Source organism: Curtobacterium flaccumfaciens pv. betae (assembly GCF_026241855.1).
In the GTDB taxonomy this organism is placed as follows: Bacteria; Actinomycetota; Actinomycetes; order Actinomycetales; family Microbacteriaceae; genus Curtobacterium; species Curtobacterium flaccumfaciens.
Genome location: NZ_JAPJDC010000001.1, coordinates 1,518,707 through 1,535,722, shown reverse-complemented (window position 1 = coordinate 1,535,722; position 17,016 = coordinate 1,518,707). Strand labels below are relative to the sequence as shown.

Genomic DNA, 17,016 nt, shown 5'->3' with positions numbered 1-17,016 from the left:
TGTGGATCGTCCGCTCGGCTCGGTTGCCTGTGGAGGGGTCATCCCCGCGGATGACCCGGCATCAGTCGGCCTTGGTGACGAGCCCGTGTTCGTGGGCGAAGACGACGAGGCGCACCCGGTCCCGGAGCTCGAGCTTCGTCAGGACCCGCGAGATGTGCGTCTTCACGGTCGCCTCGCTGACGTACTCGTGCTGGGCGATCTCGCTGTTGCTGAACCCCCGGGCGGCCAGGTCGAAGATCTCGCGCTCACGCGGCGTGAGGTCGGCGAACGCCGCGGGGACGGCGGCAGCGCGTCCGACCGAGTCGTCGTACCGCCGCAGGAGCTCCCGCGTGGCCGACGCGGCGAACACCGCGGTGCCGGCGTGCACGGTCCGGACCGCCGCGAGCAGGAACTCGGGGTCGGCGTCCTTGAGCACGAAGCCGCTCGCACCGGCGCGGATGGCCTTGGCGGCGGCCTCGTCGAAGTCGAACGTGGTCAGCACGAGCACCTTCGCACCGTCGGTGCCGGACTGCTCGACGATGTGGCCGGTCGCCGTGATGCCGTCCATCACGGGCATCCGGACGTCCATCAGCACCACGTCGGGACGGGTCCGTCGGACGAGTTCGACCCCCTCGGCACCGTCGCCCGCCTCGCCGACGAACCGCAGGTCGGGCTGTGAGTCGATGAGCATCCGGATGCCGGTGCGGAACAGCGCCTGGTCGTCGACGAGGGCAACACGGATCGAGTGCTCGTCGGTCGGGATCGTGGTCATCGGGCGGTGCGCTCCTGCTCGGTCGGGGTGATCCGGCCGCGGGGCATCTGCCCGCTGGCCGGGACGGTCGGCATCCGGACGGCGACCGCGAAGTCGTCCCCTCGGGCCCCGGCGGTCATGGTGCCGCCGGTCATGACGGCGCGCTCGCGCATGCCGACCAGGCCGTGGCCCGTACCGGGGCCGCGGACCCCGTCGTCCGCGCGTCGGTTCACGACGGCGATCTCGACCGTGTCCGGCCGGTAGGTCAGGGCGGCACGCACCGGGCTGCCGGGCTCACCGTGCTTGTACGCGTTCGTCAGGCTCTCCTGCACGATCCGGTAGACGGCGAGCTGCGTGGTGGTGGGCAGCCCGGCGGGGTCGCCCTCGCGTTCCACCCGTACGTCGAGCCCGAGCTGCCGCATCTCGTCGACGAGCCGGTCGATGTCGTCGATCTCGGGCGTCGGCGCAGTCCCCTGCTCGTGCCGGAGCGCGCCGAGGAGCTCGCGCACGTCGCCGAGGGCTCGACGGGCCGTGGCCGAGATGGTGCTGAGGGCCTGGTCGGCCACCGCGGGGTCGGCCTTCAGGGCGTACCGGGCACCGTCGGACTGCGCGATGACGACCGCGAGCGAGTGCGCGACGATGTCGTGCATGTCGCGGGCGATCCGCACGCGCTCCTGCTCGACCGCGACGGCCCGGTCGGCCCGCGCGGCGTCACGCTCGGCCAGCAGCTGGGCCTCGCGACTCATGCTCGCCGAGCGACGGGTGCGGATCACCAGTCCGGCGAGCCACGGCAGCAGCAGCAGGAGCAGGACGACGGCGAAGAACGACAGGGTGACCTGCAGCGACTCCGGCAACGACGTCGAGGTGGTCTCGTAGGTGAGGCGGTTCCGGTAGTCGTCGAAGCCCATGTACGCCGCCGCCGCAACGGACCCGAGGATCGCCGACACGAGCCCGGCGAGCCGCACACGGCGGCTGCCGTACGCACTCGTCGTGTACATGACGCCGGCGATGAACGCGTTCGACACGTCCGGAACCTGCAGGGTGACCATCTCGAAGACCGCGAACACCCACGCCACGGCCAGGGCGAGCCCGGGTGACAGACGCCGGATCGCCAGGGCGCCGGTCATCCCGACGACGGTGACCACGGACAGCGGCCCGTCGAGCCCGCGCCCGCTGGCGACCAGCACGAGGCCGCCGAGCAGCACGGCGATCAGCAGGTCGGTGATGACCTGCGCGCGCAGCATGGGACGGAACACCCGTCCACGGTACGGCGGGTCGCTCGTCCCCGCGTCCCTCGCCCGGATGACCCGGGGTGCGAGCGGCCGACGGTCAGAAGCCGAGGCGTCCGAGCTGCTTCGGGTCACGCTGCCACTCCTTGGCCACCTTCACGCGGATGTTCAGGTAGACGTGCCGGCCGCCGAGCAGCGACTCGATCTCGACGCGGGCCCGGGAACCGACGTCCTTCAGGCGCTCGCCCTTGTGTCCGATGACGATCGCCTTCTGGCTGTCCCGCTCGACGAACAGGTTCGCGAAGATGCGCAGGGGGCCGTCGGCGTCGTCGTCGGCGTCGGGCTCGACGATGTCCTCGATGACCACGGCGAGCGAGTGCGGCAGCTCGTCACGGACACCCTCGAGCGCAGCCTCGCGGATGAGCTCGCCGATGCGCTCCTCGTCGGTCTCCTCGGTCACCGCGCTCGAGTCGTACAGCTGCGGCGACTCGGGGAGCAGGGCGGTGATCACGCCGAGCAGGTCTTCGAGCTGCATGCCCCTGGTGCCCGAGGTCGGCACCACGGCATCCCAGTCGCGGAGCTTCGAGACGGCCAGCAGCTGCTCACCGACGCGGTCCTTGGAGGTGCTGTCGATCTTCGTGACGATCGCGATCTTCTTGGCGCGAGGGTACTGGTCGAGCGTGTCGTTGATGAACCGGTCGCCGGGACCGACGGGCTCGTTCGCCGGCACGCAGAACCCGATCACGTCGACGTCGCCGAGCGTGGACTGCACGAGGTCGTTGAGCCGTTCGCCGAGCAGGGTGCGCGGACGGTGCACGCCCGGGGTGTCGACGATGATCACCTGGCCGTCGGGCCGGTGCACGATCCCCCGGATGGCGCGCCTGGTGGTCTGCGGCTTCGACGAGGTGATGGCGACCTTCTCGCCCACCAGGGCGTTGGTCAGCGTCGACTTGCCGACGTTCGGACGGCCGACGAACGAGACGAAGCCCGCGCGGTAGGGCTTCTCCGAGCCGGCCTGGGTGGTGTCGGGGTCGGTCATGCGTGCGTGGTTCCCGTCGTGGTGGGTTCGGCGTCGTCGAAGGCGTCCTCGACGTCGGCCAGGGCGTGGGTGCGCTCGGCGAGCACGGTGATGAGGTGGCGGCGCTTGCCCTCCACCCGGTCGGCGGTCAGGACGACCCCGGACACGGTGACGGTGTCGCCGGAGACGGCGAGGTGTCCGAGCTCCTTGGTGAGCAGGCCACCGGCGGTGTCGACGTCGTCGTCGTCGAGCTCGATGCCGAACAGGTCGCCGAGTTCGTCGATCGGCAGTCGGGCGGAGATCCGCCAGATGCCCGGTTCGACCTCGGTCCGGTCGACGACGGCGCGGTCGTACTCGTCGGAGATGTCGCCGACGAGCTCTTCGATGAGGTCCTCCATGGTCACGAGCCCGGCGACACCGCCGTACTCGTCGACCACCAGCACCAGGTGGTTCTTGGCGACCTGCATGTGCCGCAGGGTGTCGTCGGCGTGCTTCGACTCCGGCACGAACTCGGCGGGCCGCAGCAGGCGGCTGACCCGCTCACTGCGGGACGCCGGCCGTTCGTACAGCGACCGCGCGACGTCGCGCAAGTAGAGCACACCCCGCACGTCGTCGCTGTCCTTGCCCGTCACCGGCATCCGGGACACCCCGGCGGCCAGGAACTGCTCCATGGCCGCGGCCAGCGTCTCCGCACCGTCGACGGTGAGCATGTCCGTGCGTGGCACCATGACCTCGCGCACCAGGGTGTCGCTGAACTCGAACACCGAGTGGATGAGCTCACGGTCCTCGTCCTCGAGCACGTTGCTCTCGGTGGCCTCGTCGACGAGCGAGAGCAGCTGCTCCTCGCTCGACACGGTGGAGGCGCTCCGGCCGCGGCCAGGGGTGACGCGGTCGCCGATCCGGACGAGCAGCCCGGCCAGCGGACCGAGCACGATGCGGACCCCACGGACGATGCCGCCGGTCGCACCGATCAGCCGCTCGGCGTGGGCGCGTCCGACGCTGCGCGGGCTCGACCCGACCAGCACGAACGACACCGCGGTCATGATCGCGGCGGAGACGACGAGGGCGATCCACCAGCTGTCGAAGGCGCGCACGAGGGCGATCGTCACGAGCACCGCAGCGGCGGTCTCGGCGAGGACCCGGAAGAAGTTCAGCGCGTTGACGTGCGCCCCGACGTCGTCAGCGATCGCCTCGATGGCGCGGCGGCGCTTGTTGCCCCTGGCGATCTCCTCGAGGTCGGCACGGGAGACCACCGAGAGCGCGGCATCGCTCGCGGCGAGGAGCCCGCCGAGCACGACGAGCCCCAGCGCCACCGCGAGGAGTCCGGCGACGACGACCACCGGCTACCGCCCTCGGTGCTGGGCGGCGAAGGCGGTCAGGATCTCGCCCTGGATGCCGAACATCTCGGCCTTCTCGTCGGGCTCGGCGTGGTCGAAGCCGAGCAGGTGCAGGATGCCGTGGCAGGTGAGCAGCAGCATCTCGTCGGTGCTCGAGTGCCCGGCGGTCTTCGCCTGCTCCTCGGCCACCTGCGGGCAGAGCACGATGTCGCCCAGCAGCCCGGCCGGCGTGGGGTCGTCCTCGGTGCCGGGGCGCAGTTCGTCCATCGGGAAGCTCAGGACGTCCGTCGGTCCGGGCTCGTCCATCCACCGGACGTGCAGCTGCTCCATCGCACCCTCGTCGACCAGCACGATCGCGAGCTCGGCATCGGCGTGGACGTGCATCGCGTCCAGGGCGAACGCGGCGAGCCGCTGGATCGCGGCCTCGTCCACCTCGACGCCGGACTCGTTGTTGAGCTCGATGCTCACCGGGTGCCTCCTCGGGCGTCGTGCTGGGGGTACGGGGGTCGTGCGCGGTCCTGCGGCGGGCGCCCACGGCGTTCGGCGCGGTTCGCTCCGTCGGGGTTGCCGACCGGGGCGGTGCCGCGGCCACCGGGGCGCTGCCCGGCCTGCTCGGCGAGGCGCTCCTCGTCGTAGACCGTGTACGCGTCGACGATCCGGCCGACGAGGGTGTGGCGGACCACGTCCTCGCTGCCGAGACGGGCGAAGTGGATGTCCTCGACCTGGTCGAGGATGCGCGTCACGAGCCGGAGACCGGAGACGTTGCCCGGCAGGTCGACCTGGGTGATGTCACCCGTGATGACCATCTTCGAACCGAACCCGAGCCGGGTCAGGAACATCTTCATCTGCTCGGGCGTGGTGTTCTGCGCCTCGTCGAGCACCACGAAGGAGTCGTTGAGGGTCCGGCCACGCATGTACGCCAGCGGGGCGACCTCGACGGTGCCGGCCGCCAGGAGCTTCGGGACCAGCTCCGGGTCCATCATCTCGTTGAGGGCGTCGTACAGCGGGCGCAGGTACGGGTCGATCTTGTCGGTGAGCGTGCCCGGCAGGAAGCCGAGCCGCTCGCCGGCCTCGACCGCGGGACGGGTGAGGATGATCCGGTTGACCTCGCGCCGCTGCAGCGCCTGCACGGCCTTGGCCATCGCCAGGTACGTCTTGCCGGTACCGGCCGGACCGATGCCGAACGTGATGGTGTGCTCGTCGATGGCGTCGACGTAGGCACGCTGCCCGTCGGTCTTCGGACGGACGGACTTGCCGCGGCTCGACACGATCGGGGTGCCGAAGGTGTCGGACGGCTTGCGGTCGTCGTCGAGGATGCGTGCGGACATCGGGATGTCGGCCGGGCCGATCTCCTGCCCGCGCCTGACCATGCCGACGAGCTCGTCGACGAGCGCCTTCGCGCGTGCGACGTCGCGCTCGGGCCCGGTCAGCGTGACCTCGTTGCCACGGACGACGACCCGGACGCCCGGGTACTGGCGCTCGACCGTCTTGAGCAGACGGTCCTGGGGACCGAGCAGCTGCACCATGGCGATGCCGTCGACCTGGAGCGAGACCGAGACGGACTCGTCGTCGGCGGCGGTGGGCTGTACTGGTTCGTTAACCGGCAAGGGTGCCTTCCTGCAGTTCACCTGCGAGTACGTGCGCGTGCACGTGGAACACGGTCTGACCGGCGGCTTCGCCGGTGTTGAAGACGAGTCGGAACTGGCCGTCGGCGCGCTCGTCGGCGATGCGCTGGGCGGTGGCGACCACGTGGGCCAGCAGGTCGGGGTCGCCCGCTGCGAGTTCGCCGACGTTCGCGTACTGCTCGGTCTTGGGGACGACGAGCACGTGGACGGGAGCCTTCGGGGCGATGTCCTCGATCGCGATCACACGGTCGTCCTCGGCGACGATGGTCGCCGGGATCTCGCGCGCGATGATCTTGGAGAAGACGCTGGGCGTGCTGCTGCTCATGGCTCCATCGTAGGACGCGCCCGACGGCGCGGTCCGGCTCACCAGCGACCCAGTCGCGCCTGCAGGACAGCGAGTGCCGCCGGTCCGGCGGTGGACGTGCGGAGCACGCTGTCGCCGAGTCGGACCCGTACGGCGCCCGCGGCCTCGAGCCGGTCGAGCTCCGCGCCGTCGATGCCTCCTTCGGGGCCGACGACGAGGGCGATGTCCTCGGCGTCCGTCGGGGGCTCCCAGGTGGCGAGCCGCACGGTCGCGGTCGGGTCGAGCAGGACGAGGGTGGTCCCGTCCCCGAGCGCGGACACGAGCTGTCCGGTCGTCACCAGCGGCGCGACGACGGGCACGCGCGGACGGATCGCCTGCTTCGCGGCCTCGTGCGCGATCGCGGCCCATCGGGCACGGCCCTTCTCGACCTTCGCGCCGTCCCACCGGGAGACGCTGCGCGCGGCCGACCACGGCACCACCCGGTCGACGCCGATCTCGGTCGCCGCCTGCACGGCCATCTCGTCGCGACCGCCCTTGGCCAGGGCCTGCACGAGCGTCAGCGACGGGCGCGGTGCATCCTGGTGCTCGACGGTCTCGACCGCGAGCTCCAGGGTGTCCTTGCCGAGTGCCGTCACCGGACCGGAAACCACGGTGCCCCGGCCGTCGGCGATCCGCAGGACCTCGCCGACCCGGACGCGCGCGACGGAGACCGCGTGCCGGCCCTCGGCGCCGTCGAGCGACACCGGGTCACCGACGGCGACGCCGTCCAGCGAGTCGACGAGGTACAGCGACGCCATCAGTGGTTGAAGAACCGGTCGCGGAGCTTGCCGAACATGCCCTGCTGGAACCGGGCGAGCTGCGGGGCGGTGGTCTTGTGCGACTTCGCGAGCTGCTCGACCAGCTGCCGTTCCTTGTGGGACAGCTTGGTCGGCGTGACGACCTGCACGCCGACCCGCAGGTCACCGCGGCCGTTCCCGCGCAGCTTCGTGATGCCGCGGTCCTTGATGACGAGCACGTCGGCACTCTGCACACCGGGACGGATCTCGAGCTCGACCGGACCGTCGAGGCCGTCGATCGTGGTGGTCGTGCCGAGGACGGCGTCGGTCATGCCGACCTCGAGCGTCGCGAGCAGGTCGTCGCCGTCACGGCTGAAGACGTCGTCGTGGCGCACGCGGATCTCGAGGTACAGGTCGCCGGACGGGCCGCCGGCCGGACCGACCTCGCCCTGGCCGGGCATCTGCAGGCGGAGTCCGGAGTCGACGCCGGCGGGGACGTCCACCGGCACGGTGCGACGCGCGCGGACGCGGCCCTGACCCTGGCAGGTCGGGCAGGGGCTCGGGATGACGGTGCCGTACCCGCGGCACGTGCCGCACGGGGCGCTCGTCACCACGTTGCCCAGGAGCGAACGGACCTGCCGCTGGATGTGCCCGGAGCCGCCGCAGATGTCGCACGTGCGCGGGCTGGTGCCCGGTGCGCAGCAGGAGCCGTGGCAGGTCTCGCACAGCACCGCCGTGTCGACCTCGACGTCCTTGTGGGTGCCGAAGACGACCTCGTCGAGGTCGACCTCGATGCGGAGCAGGGCGTCCTGGCCGCGCTCGGCACGGCTACGCGGGCCCGACCCACGGCCGCCGCCACCGCCGCCACCGAAGAAGGCGTCGAAGATGTCGCTGAAGCCACCGGCGCCACCACCGAAGGGGCTGTCGGCCTGGGGCCCGGCGTCGTACCGGCGCCGCTGCTCGGGATCGCTCAGCACGTCGTACGCGTGCGTCACGTCCTTGAAGCGCTCGGCGGCGTCGGGTGCCGGGTTCACGTCCGGGTGGAGCTCACGCGCCAGGCGGCGGTAGGCCTTCTTGATGTCGGCATCGGAGGCGTCTCGCTGGACGCCGAGGACGTCGTAGTGGTCTGCCACGTATCCCTCAGTCGGTTGGGTTCGGTCGGTTGGTCAGTGTTCGCCCAGGAGCTTGGACAGGTAGCGGGCGACGGCGCGGACGGCCGCCATGTTCGTGCCGTAGTCCATGCGGGTCGGTCCGAGGACGCCCAGGCGGGCCACCTCGCCACCGGCCAGGTAGCCGCCGGCGACGATGCTCGTGGCGTCGAGCCCGTACTCGGCGTTCTCGACGCCGATGCTGGCCGCCACCGCGATGTCGTCCACCTGCATCTCCCCGAACAACCGGAGCAGGGTGACTTGTTCCTCGATCGCTTCGAGCACCGGGAAGAGCCCGCCGGAGAAGTCCTGCTCGCTCTTCGCCAGGTTGGCCGCACCGGCCATCAGCAGGCGGTCCTGCCGGTTCGCCGCGACCTGCTCGATGAGCGTGGCGACGACGACCCCGCCGAGCGTCTGGGCGTCGGGGCGGAGCTGCTGCGGCACGGCTCGGAGCGCGGTCGGGACGTCCTGCAGCAGGAGCCCCACCGTCGCGCCGTTCACCACGGTGCGGAGTTCACCCAGCGAGTCTTCGTCGAGCGGGACGTCGGTCTCGACCACGCGCTGTTCGACGCGGGCGGTGTCGGTGATGAGCACCACCATCAACCGGGCGTCACCGAGCCGGACGAGCTCGACGTGCTGCACCCGGGCGCGCACCATCGAGGGGTACTGCACCAGGGCGACCTGGTTGGTGAGCTGGCTGAGCAGCCGGACGGTGCGCCCGAGGACCTCGTCGAGGTCGTTCGGGGCGCCGAGGAAGGTCTCGATGGCGTGGCGCTGCGCGCTGGAGAGCGGACGGGCACCCGCCAGGTGGTCCACGAAGACGCGGTACCCCTTGTCGGTCGGCACCCGGCCGGACGAGGTGTGCGGCGCGGCGATCAGCTGCTCGTCCTCGAGCAGGGCCATGTCGTTGCGGATCGTCGCGGCGCTGACCCCGAAGGCGTGCCGCTCGACGATGGTCTTCGACCCGACGGGCTCACGCGACGCCACGTAGTCGCGCACGATGGCCTTGAGGACCTCGAGGCTGCGTTCACTGACCACGAGCGCCTCCTTTCCCGATCGACCTGGCACTCGGACGTGTCGACTGCTGATCCTACGCCCGACGGCTGACGGCCCGGGACTTCCGGGCGGTCGGCCGATACGCTTCCGCCATGACCTACGGACAGCAGCCCGACGGCCCCGGACCCGAGCAGCCCGGCGGACCGCAGTACCCCGGCGGACCGCAGTACCCCGCCGGCTACACCCCGCCCCGGCCGATGAGCCCGGAGGACCAGCGCCTGTGGGCCACGCTGACGCACATCGGCGGCATCTTCTTCAACTTCATCGCACCGTTGGTCGCCTACCTGGTCCTCCGCGACCGCGGCGGCTTCGTCCGCGAGCACACCCGCGTCGCGCTGAACTTCCACATCACGATGGGCATCGCCTACGTGGTCGGTTCGCTCACGTCGGTGTTCGGCGTCGGGGTCCTGATCGTGCTGGCAGCGGGCATCGTGTCGCTGATCTTCAGCATCATGGCCGCGATCGCCGCGAACCAGGGCCAGTTCTACCGCTACCCGCTCTCGATCGAGTTCATCAAGCAGTAAGCGGCAAGCACTGCGCAGCGGGCAGTGAGCCGGCCCCTCAGTCGAGCAGCTCCCGCACCACCGCGTCGGCGAGCAGGCGACCCTGCAGGGTCAGGTCGATCTGTCCCCGCACCGCGGCCGACCCGTCCACGAGTCCGCGTGCGATGAGGCCGGCGACCCGGCCACGGGCCTCCTGGCGGATCTCGCTCGTCGCGAGCTCCCCGCGGACCCGCGCCGCCAGCAGCAGGCGCTCGACGTACCGCGTCTCGTCGTCGATGGTCTCGCGGCCGGCGGCCGGCGACTCCCCCGACAGCACCCGGTTCGCGTACGCGGCCGGGTGCTTGACGTTCCACCAGCGCGTGCCGGCGACGGCGGAGTGTGCGCCGGGGCCGACGCCCCACCAGTCGTGGCCCTTCCAGTAGGACAGGTTGTGGCGACTCGCGTGCTCGTCGCCGCGCGCCCAGTTCGACACCTCGTACCAGGAGTAGCCGGCGTCGCCGAGCACCTGGTCGGCGAGCTCGTACATGTCGGCGGCCAGGTCGTCGTCGGGGGCTGGGAGCTCGCCGCGGGCGACCATGCGGCCCATCGCGGTGCCGTCCTCGACGATGAGCGAGTACGCCGACACGTGGTCGGGCTCGCAGGCGATCGCGGCGTCGAGCGAGGTCCGCCAGTCGGCGAGGGACTCCCCCGGCGTCGAGTAGATGAGGTCGAGCGAGACGTCGAGCCCCTGCTGCTTCGCGAGGTCGACGACGACGGGGACCCGGAGCGGGTCGTGCGTGCGGTCGAGCGTGGCGAGCACGTGCGGCACGGCGGACTGCATGCCGTAGCTGATCCGGTTGAAGCCGCCGGCCCGCAGCGTCTCGAGCGACGCCGCGTCGACGGAGTCCGGGTTCGCCTCGGTGGTGACCTCCGCCCCGGGCAGGATGCCCCAGGTGTCGTCGATCGCACGGAGGATCATCGCCAGGTCGGACGCCGGGAGCATGGTCGGGGTGCCGCCACCGAAGAAGACGGTCGACACCGGCCGCCGCGGCACACCGGAGCGGTCGAGCACGGTCGCGGCCCACTCGATCTCGCGCACGGCGTGCCCGGCGTAGTCGTCGCGACGGACGCCGCGGAGCTCCGACGCCGTGTAGGTGTTGAAGTCGCAGTAGCCACAGCGCACGCGGCAGAACGGCACGTGCACGTACACGCCGAAGGGCACGTCACCGGCGGTGGGACCAGCCCCCGGCCCGGCAGCGGAGCCCGCTGCCGCCCACGGGGTGATCAGGCCGTCTGCTGGTGCTGGATCGGCGATCGGGAGAGCACTCGGCATGGGCTCCATTCTCCGTCATGATGGAGCCATGGAGCACCATCCCGTCCCCACCACGGTCCTGTGGGACATCGACGGCACCCTCGTGATGAACGCGTCGTCCCCGGGCAACCTCTACCACCTCGCCCTCGAGCGGGCGGTGGGCCGCGACCTCACCCTGCGGGTCGGGCACCAGCACGGCCGGACCGACGCCGGGCTCATCGCCGAGCACGTGCACGCCCACGCGTTCGAGGACACCCTGATCCCCACGGTCAGCCGGCACCTGCACGACCTGACCGCCGAACGGCACGCCTCCGGCGACCACCGCAGCCCCGTCCCCGGGGCGAAGGCACTCCTGACCCGCTTCGCCGAACTCGGGTGGCGCAACGGCCTGCTCACCGGCAACTCCGAGTACCGCGCCCGGGTGAAGCTCACCGGCGCCGGGTTCGACGCCGACGTCTTCGACTGGGAGCACTCGTACTTCGGCGACACCGAGGTCGAGCGGGCCGGGGTCACCCTGCGCGCCGCCGCCGCACTGGTGGGCACCCGGGCGGTCATCGTCGGCGACACCCCGCGCGACGGTGAGGCCGCGGACGCCGCGGGCATCCCCTTCCTGGCCGTGGCGACGGGTGTCTACGACGTGGACGCGTTGCGGCACACGAACGCCGTGACGGTCGCACGCGACTGCCAGCAGGACGCCGCCCTCATCGAGGATGCGATCGCCGCACTCCCGCCGCTCCGCTGAGGAGCGGCAGCGGGCGCAGGCGCGGGCGCAGTCGCGAGACCGCGAGCGCGACCGCGTGACCGCGAGACCGCGACCAGACGCCTAGTCGCCCCGCAGCGCCGCCAGGTACTTCTCCGCCATGACCTTCTGCTGCCGCCGCACGAACGGCGCGACGAAGCGCCACTTCCGGCTCGCCGGCTGCGAGAACTGCCGGACCTGCAGCCACACCGAGCCGTCCGGGGTGCGCTCGACGACGAACGACTCCTCGCCGGAGAGCGGGTGCCCCTCGAGCGTGCCGTAGGCGAACCCCTTGCGGTCGTGCTCGTCGATGATCGACACGACGCGCACCGGTGCCAGCACGGTCTGCCCGAACGCGTGGATCGTCAGCGTCGCACTGGTGCCCGCCGTCAGCAGCGGGGTGCCGTCGGGCGCGAACTTCTCGACCCGGGGCGTGCCGATGGACGCCGGCGCGATCGGCACACCGTCGTCGTCGAAGGTGACCGGGTTGTACCGGACCTCGTCGTCGTCGGGCTGCTCCTCGACGCGCACACGGACCCCGCTGCGCTCCTGGATCTGCCACGTGAGCGCCTGCACCACGGCGGTCTCGAACCGCTGGTCGCCGTGTCCGATCCGCGCGCGCGACTCGGCCGGCGTGAAGCCGTCCGGCGGGTAGGTCATGAGGTCCGACGCCTGGGTCGCCCCCACCGCGCCGTACGTCAGGGCGGTCCGGTAGCTCCCGCGGATGCTCATGCCGCCATGTTACTTGGGCGGGCCGCCCCGGATCGAACCGATCCACGCTCACCTCCGTCGGATCGGCCCGCCCGCCGTGCACCCCGAACTGGAGGCCCGACAACCGCCCGCCCCGGGGCTATCGTCAGCAGGTGCCCCGCCCCACCCCCGTCCGTCCGCGGTCCGTCAACCGCCGGACCGCCGTCCTCGCCGCGCTCGCGATCGTCGCGTTCGGCGTGGCGGCGACCGCCCGGGTGCTGGTGGACGTGACCACGTCGGCCGCGGCGTCACCCGCCCGGTACGCCACCGTCGCGCTCGCTCCCGAGGCGTGGAACGGCTTCGACACCGCGAACGTCATCGCCGCCGTCGGGGCGAGCTGCGCCGGCGCCGGGGTGCTGCTGTTCGGTGCAGCACTGGTGTCGGCGGTGCGGCGTCAGCGCGGCCGTCGGCTGCCGCTGGTCCTCGCGGTCGTGACGCTCGCGATGGTCGTCGGCGCCGTGGTCGCCGGGGTGGCCTCCGGCGAGCAGACCGACTTCGACGCGGCTGCCCACTGGGCCATCCTGCGGACCGCACTGGCGGGACTGGCCGCTGCGAGCCTCCCGGCCCTCTGCCTGGCCGCCCTGCGGGCGCGCGCCCGCCGGACCGGCTGACCCGCGCCGAGCTTTCGCGCTCACCGACAGATCTCGGCGGTCGCAGTGCGTGAGCTGTCGCTCAGCGCGAAACGCGCCGCGCGCTACGCGCTACTTCTTCTTCTCTTCGACGTCGCCGGAGAGCGCCGCGATGAAGGCTTCCTGCGGGACCTCGACCCGACCGATGGTCTTCATGCGCTTCTTGCCCTCCTTCTGCTTCTCGAGGAGCTTGCGCTTGCGGGTGATGTCACCGCCGTAGCACTTCGCCAGGACGTCCTTGCGCATCGCGCGGATGCTCTCGCGGGCGATGATGCGGGCGCCGATGGCAGCCTGGATCGGCACCTCGAACTGCTGGCGCGGGATGAGCTTGCGCAGCCGCTCGGTCATGAGCGTGCCGTAGGCGTACGCCTTGTCACGGTGCACGATCGCGCTGAAGGCGTCGACCTGGTCGCCCTGCAGCAGGATGTCGACCTTGACGAGGTCGGCGGCCTGGTCGCCGGTGGGCTCGTAGTCGAGCGACGCGTAGCCCTGGGTCTTGCTCTTCAGCTGGTCGAAGAAGTCGAAGACGATCTCGCCGAGGGGCATCTCGTAGCGGATCTCGACGCGGTCCTCGCCGAGGTACTCCATGCCGAGCAGGGAGCCGCGGCGCTGCTGGCACAGTTCCATGATCGCGCCGACGTAGTCCTTCGGGGCCAGGATCGCGGCGCGGACCATCGGCTCGCGGACCTCGACGATGCGCCCGGTCGGGAACTCCGAGGGGTTCGTGACCTCGGTCACGGCGTTGTCCTCGGTCGTGACCTCGTAGATCACGCTCGGGGCCGTGGTGATGAGGTCGAGACCGAACTCGCGGGACAGCCGCTCGGTGATGATCTCGAGGTGCAGCAGCCCGAGGAACCCGCAGCGGAACCCGAAGCCGAGCGCCACCGAGGTCTCCGGCTCGTAGACCAGTGCGGCATCGGAGAGCTTGAGCTTGTCGAGCGCTTCGCGGAGCACCGGGTAGTCGCTGCCGTCGATCGGGTACAGGCCCGAGAACACCATCGGCTTCGGGTCCGTGTAGCCGGGCAGCGCCTGCGTCGCGGGCTTCTGTGCGCTCGTGACGGTGTCGCCGACCTTGGACTGGCGGACGTCCTTCACACCGGTGATCAGGTAGCCGACCTCGCCGACGGACAGCCCCTTCGTGGGCTTCGGCTCCGGGCTCGAGACCCCGATCTCCAGGATCTCGTGCGTCGACTTCGTCGACATCATCTGGACCTTCTCGCGGGGCGAGATGGTGCCGTCGATCATGCGGACGTAGGTGACGACGCCGCGGTAGCTGTCGTAGACCGAGTCGAAGATCATCGCGCGGGGCGCTGCCTCGGCGTCGCCGACGGGGGCCGGCACGCGACGGACGACCAGGTCGAGGAGCTCCGGCACCCCGACACCGGTCTTGCCGGACACCCGGAGGACGTCCTCGGGCTTGCCACCGATGAGCTGCGCGAGCTCGGCCGCGTACTTGTCCGGTTCGGCCGCCGGGAGGTCGATCTTGTTGAGGACGGGGATGATCTCGAGGTCGTTCTCGAGCGCCAGGTACAGGTTCGCGAGCGTCTGCGCCTCGATGCCCTGGGCGGCGTCGACGAGCAGGATCGCGCCCTCGCACGCGGCCAGGGAGCGCGAGACCTCGTACGAGAAGTCGACGTGCCCGGGGGTGTCGATCATGTTCAGCGCGAAGGTCTCACCGTCGAGTTCCCACGGCATGCGCACGGCCTGCGACTTGATCGTGATGCCGCGCTCGCGCTCGATGTCCATGCGGTCGAGGTACTGCGCACGCATCGCACGGTCCTCGACGATGCCGGTGATCGACAGCATGCGGTCGGCCAGCGTCGACTTGCCGTGGTCGATGTGCGCGATGATGCAGAAGTTGCGGATCGCGTCGGCCGGGGTCGCTGCGGGCTCCAGCGGAGCGGATGCTTGTGGGCTCACGGTTCCTCAGGTGGGTCGGACGGTCGCAACAGTCTCCCACGCTTCACCCGCCCTGGAGGCACGGCGCGCGTCCGCCACGTGCGTGACGGACGCGGGGCGCGCCTCCGAAGCGGTGATGCGGTCGTCGAGGCGGGCGTCGGCCGCCGGTCAGACGGTCGCGTGCGCCGGAGCCGGCAGCGCGCCCAGGCCACGTCGGAGATCGTCCGCGGTGGCTGCGAGGCACACGCGGATCCACCCTTCGCCGGTGCGTCCGAAGGCGCTGCCCGGCGCGACGGCGACCCGCTCACGCTGCAGGAACCCGAGCGCCCACTCGGCGATGTCCCCGTCGGACGCGTGCGACATGTCGATCCACAGGTAGAACGCCCCGCGCGGGTCGAGGTACCGGATGCCGGCGGCGTCGAGCGTCTCCTTCGCGACCTCGAGGTTCGCGCGGTAGTGCTCCCGAGCGTCGCGCACCGCGGAGTGGTCCCCCACGATCGCCGCGAGGGCCGCGTACTGGTCGGGTTCGGCGACGCAGCTGATCATGGCCTCCTGCGTGGTCCGCATCGTCGCGCCGAGTCCCTTCGGCGTGACGAGGTAGCCCACGCGCACGCCGGTCATCGCGTACGTCTTGCTCAGCGAGAACGCCGAGAACACGCGGTCGTCCTCGTCGAGCGCCGCCAGGCTGACGTGCCGGGTGCCGTAGGTGAAGTACTCGTAGACCTCGTCGCTGATCACCCAGAGGTCGTGCCGCTTCGCGAAGGCCAGGAGCGCACGCAGGGTCTCCTCGCCGAAGACCGAGCCGAGCGGGTTCGACGGCGAGTTGACGATGAGCACCCGCGTGCGTTCGGTGACGCTCGCCTCGAGGGCCTGCAGATCGGGTTCGAACCCGTGCTGCGGCTCCAGCCGGTACGGCACGGGGGTCGCCCCGATGATGTGGGCGTTCATCGTGAAGGTCGTGTAGCCGGGGTCCGGCACGAGCACCTCGTCGCCCGGGCTCAGGGTCAGCGTCATCGCCTGGAAGAGCGCCTGGGTCGCACCGATCGTCATCCAGATCTGCTCGAGGTCGGCCTCGATCCGGTTCTCACGGCGGAGCTTGTCGCGGACGGCTTCGCGGAGCGGCGCGATCCCGCCGTTCGGCGTGTACCCGGTGCGGTCCTCGGTCCAGGCGCGACGGGCCGCCTCGCCGATGTGCGGCGCCACCGGGACGTCCGGCTCGCCGATCACGAGCATCGTGACGTCCGTGCCGCTCGACTGCAGCAGGGCCGCCTGCTCGAAGACCCTCCGGATGCCGGAGGCGGGCACGGTGTCGATGCGCGGTGCGAGGGAGGGCATGTCCGTCACGGTATCCGGTGCGTGTTGCCGTGGGGTTTCGGCGCGGTCGGCCGCGGGCTTGTGCCGATGCGGCGGTGTTTCGTGCTTTGGTGGCAGCCCGCTTGCCTGGTAGTGTTGGTGGCTGGCTTCCGCGTTCCCCGCCCACGGGTGGAACGCGATGCGACCAAGGGCCCCTCTACCCTGCGGTCGCGCCCACCCGTACGAGACGAGCAGGAGCAATTCATGGCGAACATCAAGTCGCAGATCAAGCGCATCAAGACCAACCTCAAGGCCACCGAGCGCAACAAGGCCTACAAGTCGGAGCTCAAGACGCACATCCGTCGTGCCAACGACGCCGTCGCCGCCGGTGACAAGGACAAGGCCGTTGCCGCCCTGGCCCTCGCGTCGAAGAAGCTCGACAAGGCCGTGAGCAAGGGTGTCATCCACAAGAACCAGGCCGCGAACCGCAAGTCGGCCATCGCGAAGAAGGTCTCGTCGCTCTGACGTCCTGACCCTTCTGGTCAGAAGGCCCCGCACCGTTGGTGCGGGGCCTTCGTCGTGTGTGGGGGCGGGCGGCGTGCGTGCGGCGTGGGGTGCGTTTGGTTCGCTTCGTGAGCAGAAAGGGTCGGGTCGTGATGGAACACCCGACCATTTCTGCTCACGAAGCG

At 71.1% G+C, this 17,016-nt stretch carries 18 protein-coding genes; 4 read left to right on the top strand and 14 right to left on the bottom strand.

The window, feature by feature from the left end; genetic code table 11:
• Nucleotides 1-61: 61 nt before the first annotated feature.
• From ORG17_RS07210 to hrcA, 10 genes are all read right to left on the bottom strand, one after another.
• Nucleotides 62-751, bottom strand: a complete 690-nt coding sequence (locus tag ORG17_RS07210; RefSeq protein ID WP_035808237.1) for a response regulator — start codon at nt 749-751, stop codon at nt 62-64.
• The gene (locus ORG17_RS18300) at nt 748-1,986 is read right to left on the bottom strand and encodes a sensor histidine kinase (protein WP_214526340.1); all 1,239 of its coding nucleotides are present in this window, start codon (nt 1,984-1,986) and stop codon (nt 748-750) included. Before ORG17_RS18300 ends, ORG17_RS07210 begins: the two co-directional genes overlap by 4 nt.
• A 73-nt stretch (nt 1,987-2,059) precedes the next feature.
• Nucleotides 2,060-2,998, bottom strand: a complete 939-nt coding sequence (era, locus tag ORG17_RS07200) for a GTPase Era (protein WP_027465313.1) — start codon at nt 2,996-2,998, stop codon at nt 2,060-2,062.
• The gene (locus ORG17_RS07195; protein ID WP_138803112.1) at nt 2,995-4,317 is read right to left on the bottom strand and encodes a hemolysin family protein; all 1,323 of its coding nucleotides are present in this window, start codon (nt 4,315-4,317) and stop codon (nt 2,995-2,997) included. Before ORG17_RS07195 ends, era begins: the two co-directional genes overlap by 4 nt.
• A gap of 3 nt (nt 4,318-4,320) precedes the next feature.
• Nucleotides 4,321-4,782 carry an rRNA maturation RNase YbeY gene (gene ybeY / locus ORG17_RS07190; protein ID WP_017886675.1) on the bottom strand — a complete coding sequence of 154 codons (462 nt, stop codon included), beginning with the start codon at nt 4,780-4,782 and terminating at the stop codon, nt 4,321-4,323.
• Nucleotides 4,779-5,921: a PhoH family protein gene (locus tag ORG17_RS07185; RefSeq protein ID WP_214526341.1), complete on the bottom strand. Its 1,143-nt coding sequence runs from the start codon at nt 5,919-5,921 to the stop codon at nt 4,779-4,781. Before ORG17_RS07185 ends, ybeY begins: the two co-directional genes overlap by 4 nt.
• Nucleotides 5,911-6,264 carry a histidine triad nucleotide-binding protein gene (locus tag ORG17_RS07180; RefSeq protein WP_027465310.1) on the bottom strand — a complete coding sequence of 118 codons (354 nt, stop codon included), beginning with the start codon at nt 6,262-6,264 and terminating at the stop codon, nt 5,911-5,913. Before ORG17_RS07180 ends, ORG17_RS07185 begins: the two co-directional genes overlap by 11 nt.
• 38 nt (nt 6,265-6,302) lie before the next feature.
• On the bottom strand, nt 6,303-7,040 hold the full coding sequence (locus ORG17_RS07175) for a 16S rRNA (uracil(1498)-N(3))-methyltransferase (RefSeq protein ID WP_111236433.1): 738 nt from the start codon (nt 7,038-7,040) through the stop codon (nt 6,303-6,305).
• The gene (dnaJ, locus tag ORG17_RS07170; protein ID WP_017886671.1) at nt 7,040-8,152 is read right to left on the bottom strand and encodes a molecular chaperone DnaJ; all 1,113 of its coding nucleotides are present in this window, start codon (nt 8,150-8,152) and stop codon (nt 7,040-7,042) included. The genes ORG17_RS07175 and dnaJ overlap by 1 nt, the downstream gene beginning before the upstream one ends.
• Before the next feature lie 33 nt (nt 8,153-8,185).
• A complete protein-coding gene (gene hrcA, locus ORG17_RS07165; RefSeq protein ID WP_027465308.1) occupies nt 8,186-9,205 on the bottom strand; it encodes a heat-inducible transcriptional repressor HrcA in 1,020 nt (339 codons plus the stop codon).
• A 110-nt stretch (nt 9,206-9,315) separates the two neighbouring features.
• Here hrcA and ORG17_RS07160 point away from each other — a divergent pair, with 110 nt between their 5' ends.
• Complete coding sequence (locus ORG17_RS07160; RefSeq protein ID WP_250892157.1) at nt 9,316-9,747, top strand: DUF4870 domain-containing protein; 432 nt, start codon at nt 9,316-9,318, stop codon at nt 9,745-9,747.
• Nucleotides 9,748-9,784: 37 nt separating this feature from the next.
• On the opposite strand, the gene hemW is transcribed toward ORG17_RS07160, so the two are convergent.
• Nucleotides 9,785-11,038 (bottom strand): radical SAM family heme chaperone HemW, encoded by a 1,254-nt coding sequence (hemW, locus tag ORG17_RS07155; protein WP_214526342.1) that lies wholly within the window; start codon nt 11,036-11,038, stop codon nt 9,785-9,787.
• 28 nt (nt 11,039-11,066) lie between these two features.
• Between hemW and ORG17_RS07150 the strand changes: the two genes are divergently transcribed.
• A complete protein-coding gene (locus ORG17_RS07150) occupies nt 11,067-11,759 on the top strand; it encodes an HAD family hydrolase (protein ID WP_214526343.1) in 693 nt (230 codons plus the stop codon).
• 81 nt (nt 11,760-11,840) lie between these two features.
• Here the strand turns inward: ORG17_RS07150 and ORG17_RS07145 are convergent, their stop codons facing one another.
• Nucleotides 11,841-12,488 (bottom strand): DUF1990 family protein, encoded by a 648-nt coding sequence (locus tag ORG17_RS07145; RefSeq protein WP_035808235.1) that lies wholly within the window; start codon nt 12,486-12,488, stop codon nt 11,841-11,843.
• Between the two features lie 131 nt (nt 12,489-12,619).
• Here ORG17_RS07145 and ORG17_RS07140 point away from each other — a divergent pair, with 131 nt between their 5' ends.
• Complete coding sequence (locus ORG17_RS07140) at nt 12,620-13,117, top strand: hypothetical protein (protein ID WP_214526344.1); 498 nt, start codon at nt 12,620-12,622, stop codon at nt 13,115-13,117.
• A 90-nt stretch (nt 13,118-13,207) separates the two neighbouring features.
• On the opposite strand, the gene lepA is transcribed toward ORG17_RS07140, so the two are convergent.
• Nucleotides 13,208-15,055, bottom strand: coding sequence for a translation elongation factor 4 (gene lepA / locus ORG17_RS07135; RefSeq protein ID WP_017886664.1), 1,848 nt, complete (start codon nt 15,053-15,055; stop codon nt 13,208-13,210).
• A gap of 147 nt (nt 15,056-15,202) precedes the next feature.
• Nucleotides 15,203-16,369: a pyridoxal phosphate-dependent aminotransferase gene (locus ORG17_RS07130; RefSeq protein ID WP_027465302.1), complete on the bottom strand. Its 1,167-nt coding sequence runs from the start codon at nt 16,367-16,369 to the stop codon at nt 15,203-15,205.
• A 222-nt stretch (nt 16,370-16,591) separates the two neighbouring features.
• Here ORG17_RS07130 and rpsT point away from each other — a divergent pair, with 222 nt between their 5' ends.
• Entirely contained in the window at nt 16,592-16,852 is a 261-nt protein-coding gene (gene rpsT, locus ORG17_RS07125; protein WP_017886662.1) for a 30S ribosomal protein S20, read from the top strand.
• Nucleotides 16,853-17,016 lie beyond the last annotated feature (164 nt).

What these genes read in the sequence shown, in the direction of transcription:
- ORG17_RS07180 (WP_027465310.1), bottom strand. Translation starts at nt 6,264, where the DNA reads ATGAGCAGCAGCACGCCCAGCGTCTTCTCCAAGATCATCGCGCGCGAG.
- ORG17_RS07175 (WP_111236433.1), bottom strand. Translation starts at nt 7,040, where the DNA reads ATGGCGTCGCTGTACCTCGTCGACTCGCTGGACGGCGTCGCCGTCGGT.
- hemW (WP_214526342.1), bottom strand. Translation starts at nt 11,038, where the DNA reads ATGCCGAGTGCTCTCCCGATCGCCGATCCAGCACCAGCAGACGGCCTG.
- era (WP_027465313.1), bottom strand. Translation starts at nt 2,998, where the DNA reads ATGACCGACCCCGACACCACCCAGGCCGGCTCGGAGAAGCCCTACCGC.
- ORG17_RS07160 (WP_250892157.1), top strand. Translation starts at nt 9,316, where the DNA reads ATGACCTACGGACAGCAGCCCGACGGCCCCGGACCCGAGCAGCCCGGC.
- ORG17_RS07130 (WP_027465302.1), bottom strand. Translation starts at nt 16,369, where the DNA reads ATGCCCTCCCTCGCACCGCGCATCGACACCGTGCCCGCCTCCGGCATC.
- ORG17_RS07150 (WP_214526343.1), top strand. Translation starts at nt 11,067, where the DNA reads ATGGAGCACCATCCCGTCCCCACCACGGTCCTGTGGGACATCGACGGC.
- ORG17_RS07210 (WP_035808237.1), bottom strand. Translation starts at nt 751, where the DNA reads ATGACCACGATCCCGACCGACGAGCACTCGATCCGTGTTGCCCTCGTC.
- rpsT (WP_017886662.1), top strand. Translation starts at nt 16,592, where the DNA reads ATGGCGAACATCAAGTCGCAGATCAAGCGCATCAAGACCAACCTCAAG.
- ORG17_RS07145 (WP_035808235.1), bottom strand. Translation starts at nt 12,488, where the DNA reads ATGAGCATCCGCGGGAGCTACCGGACCGCCCTGACGTACGGCGCGGTG.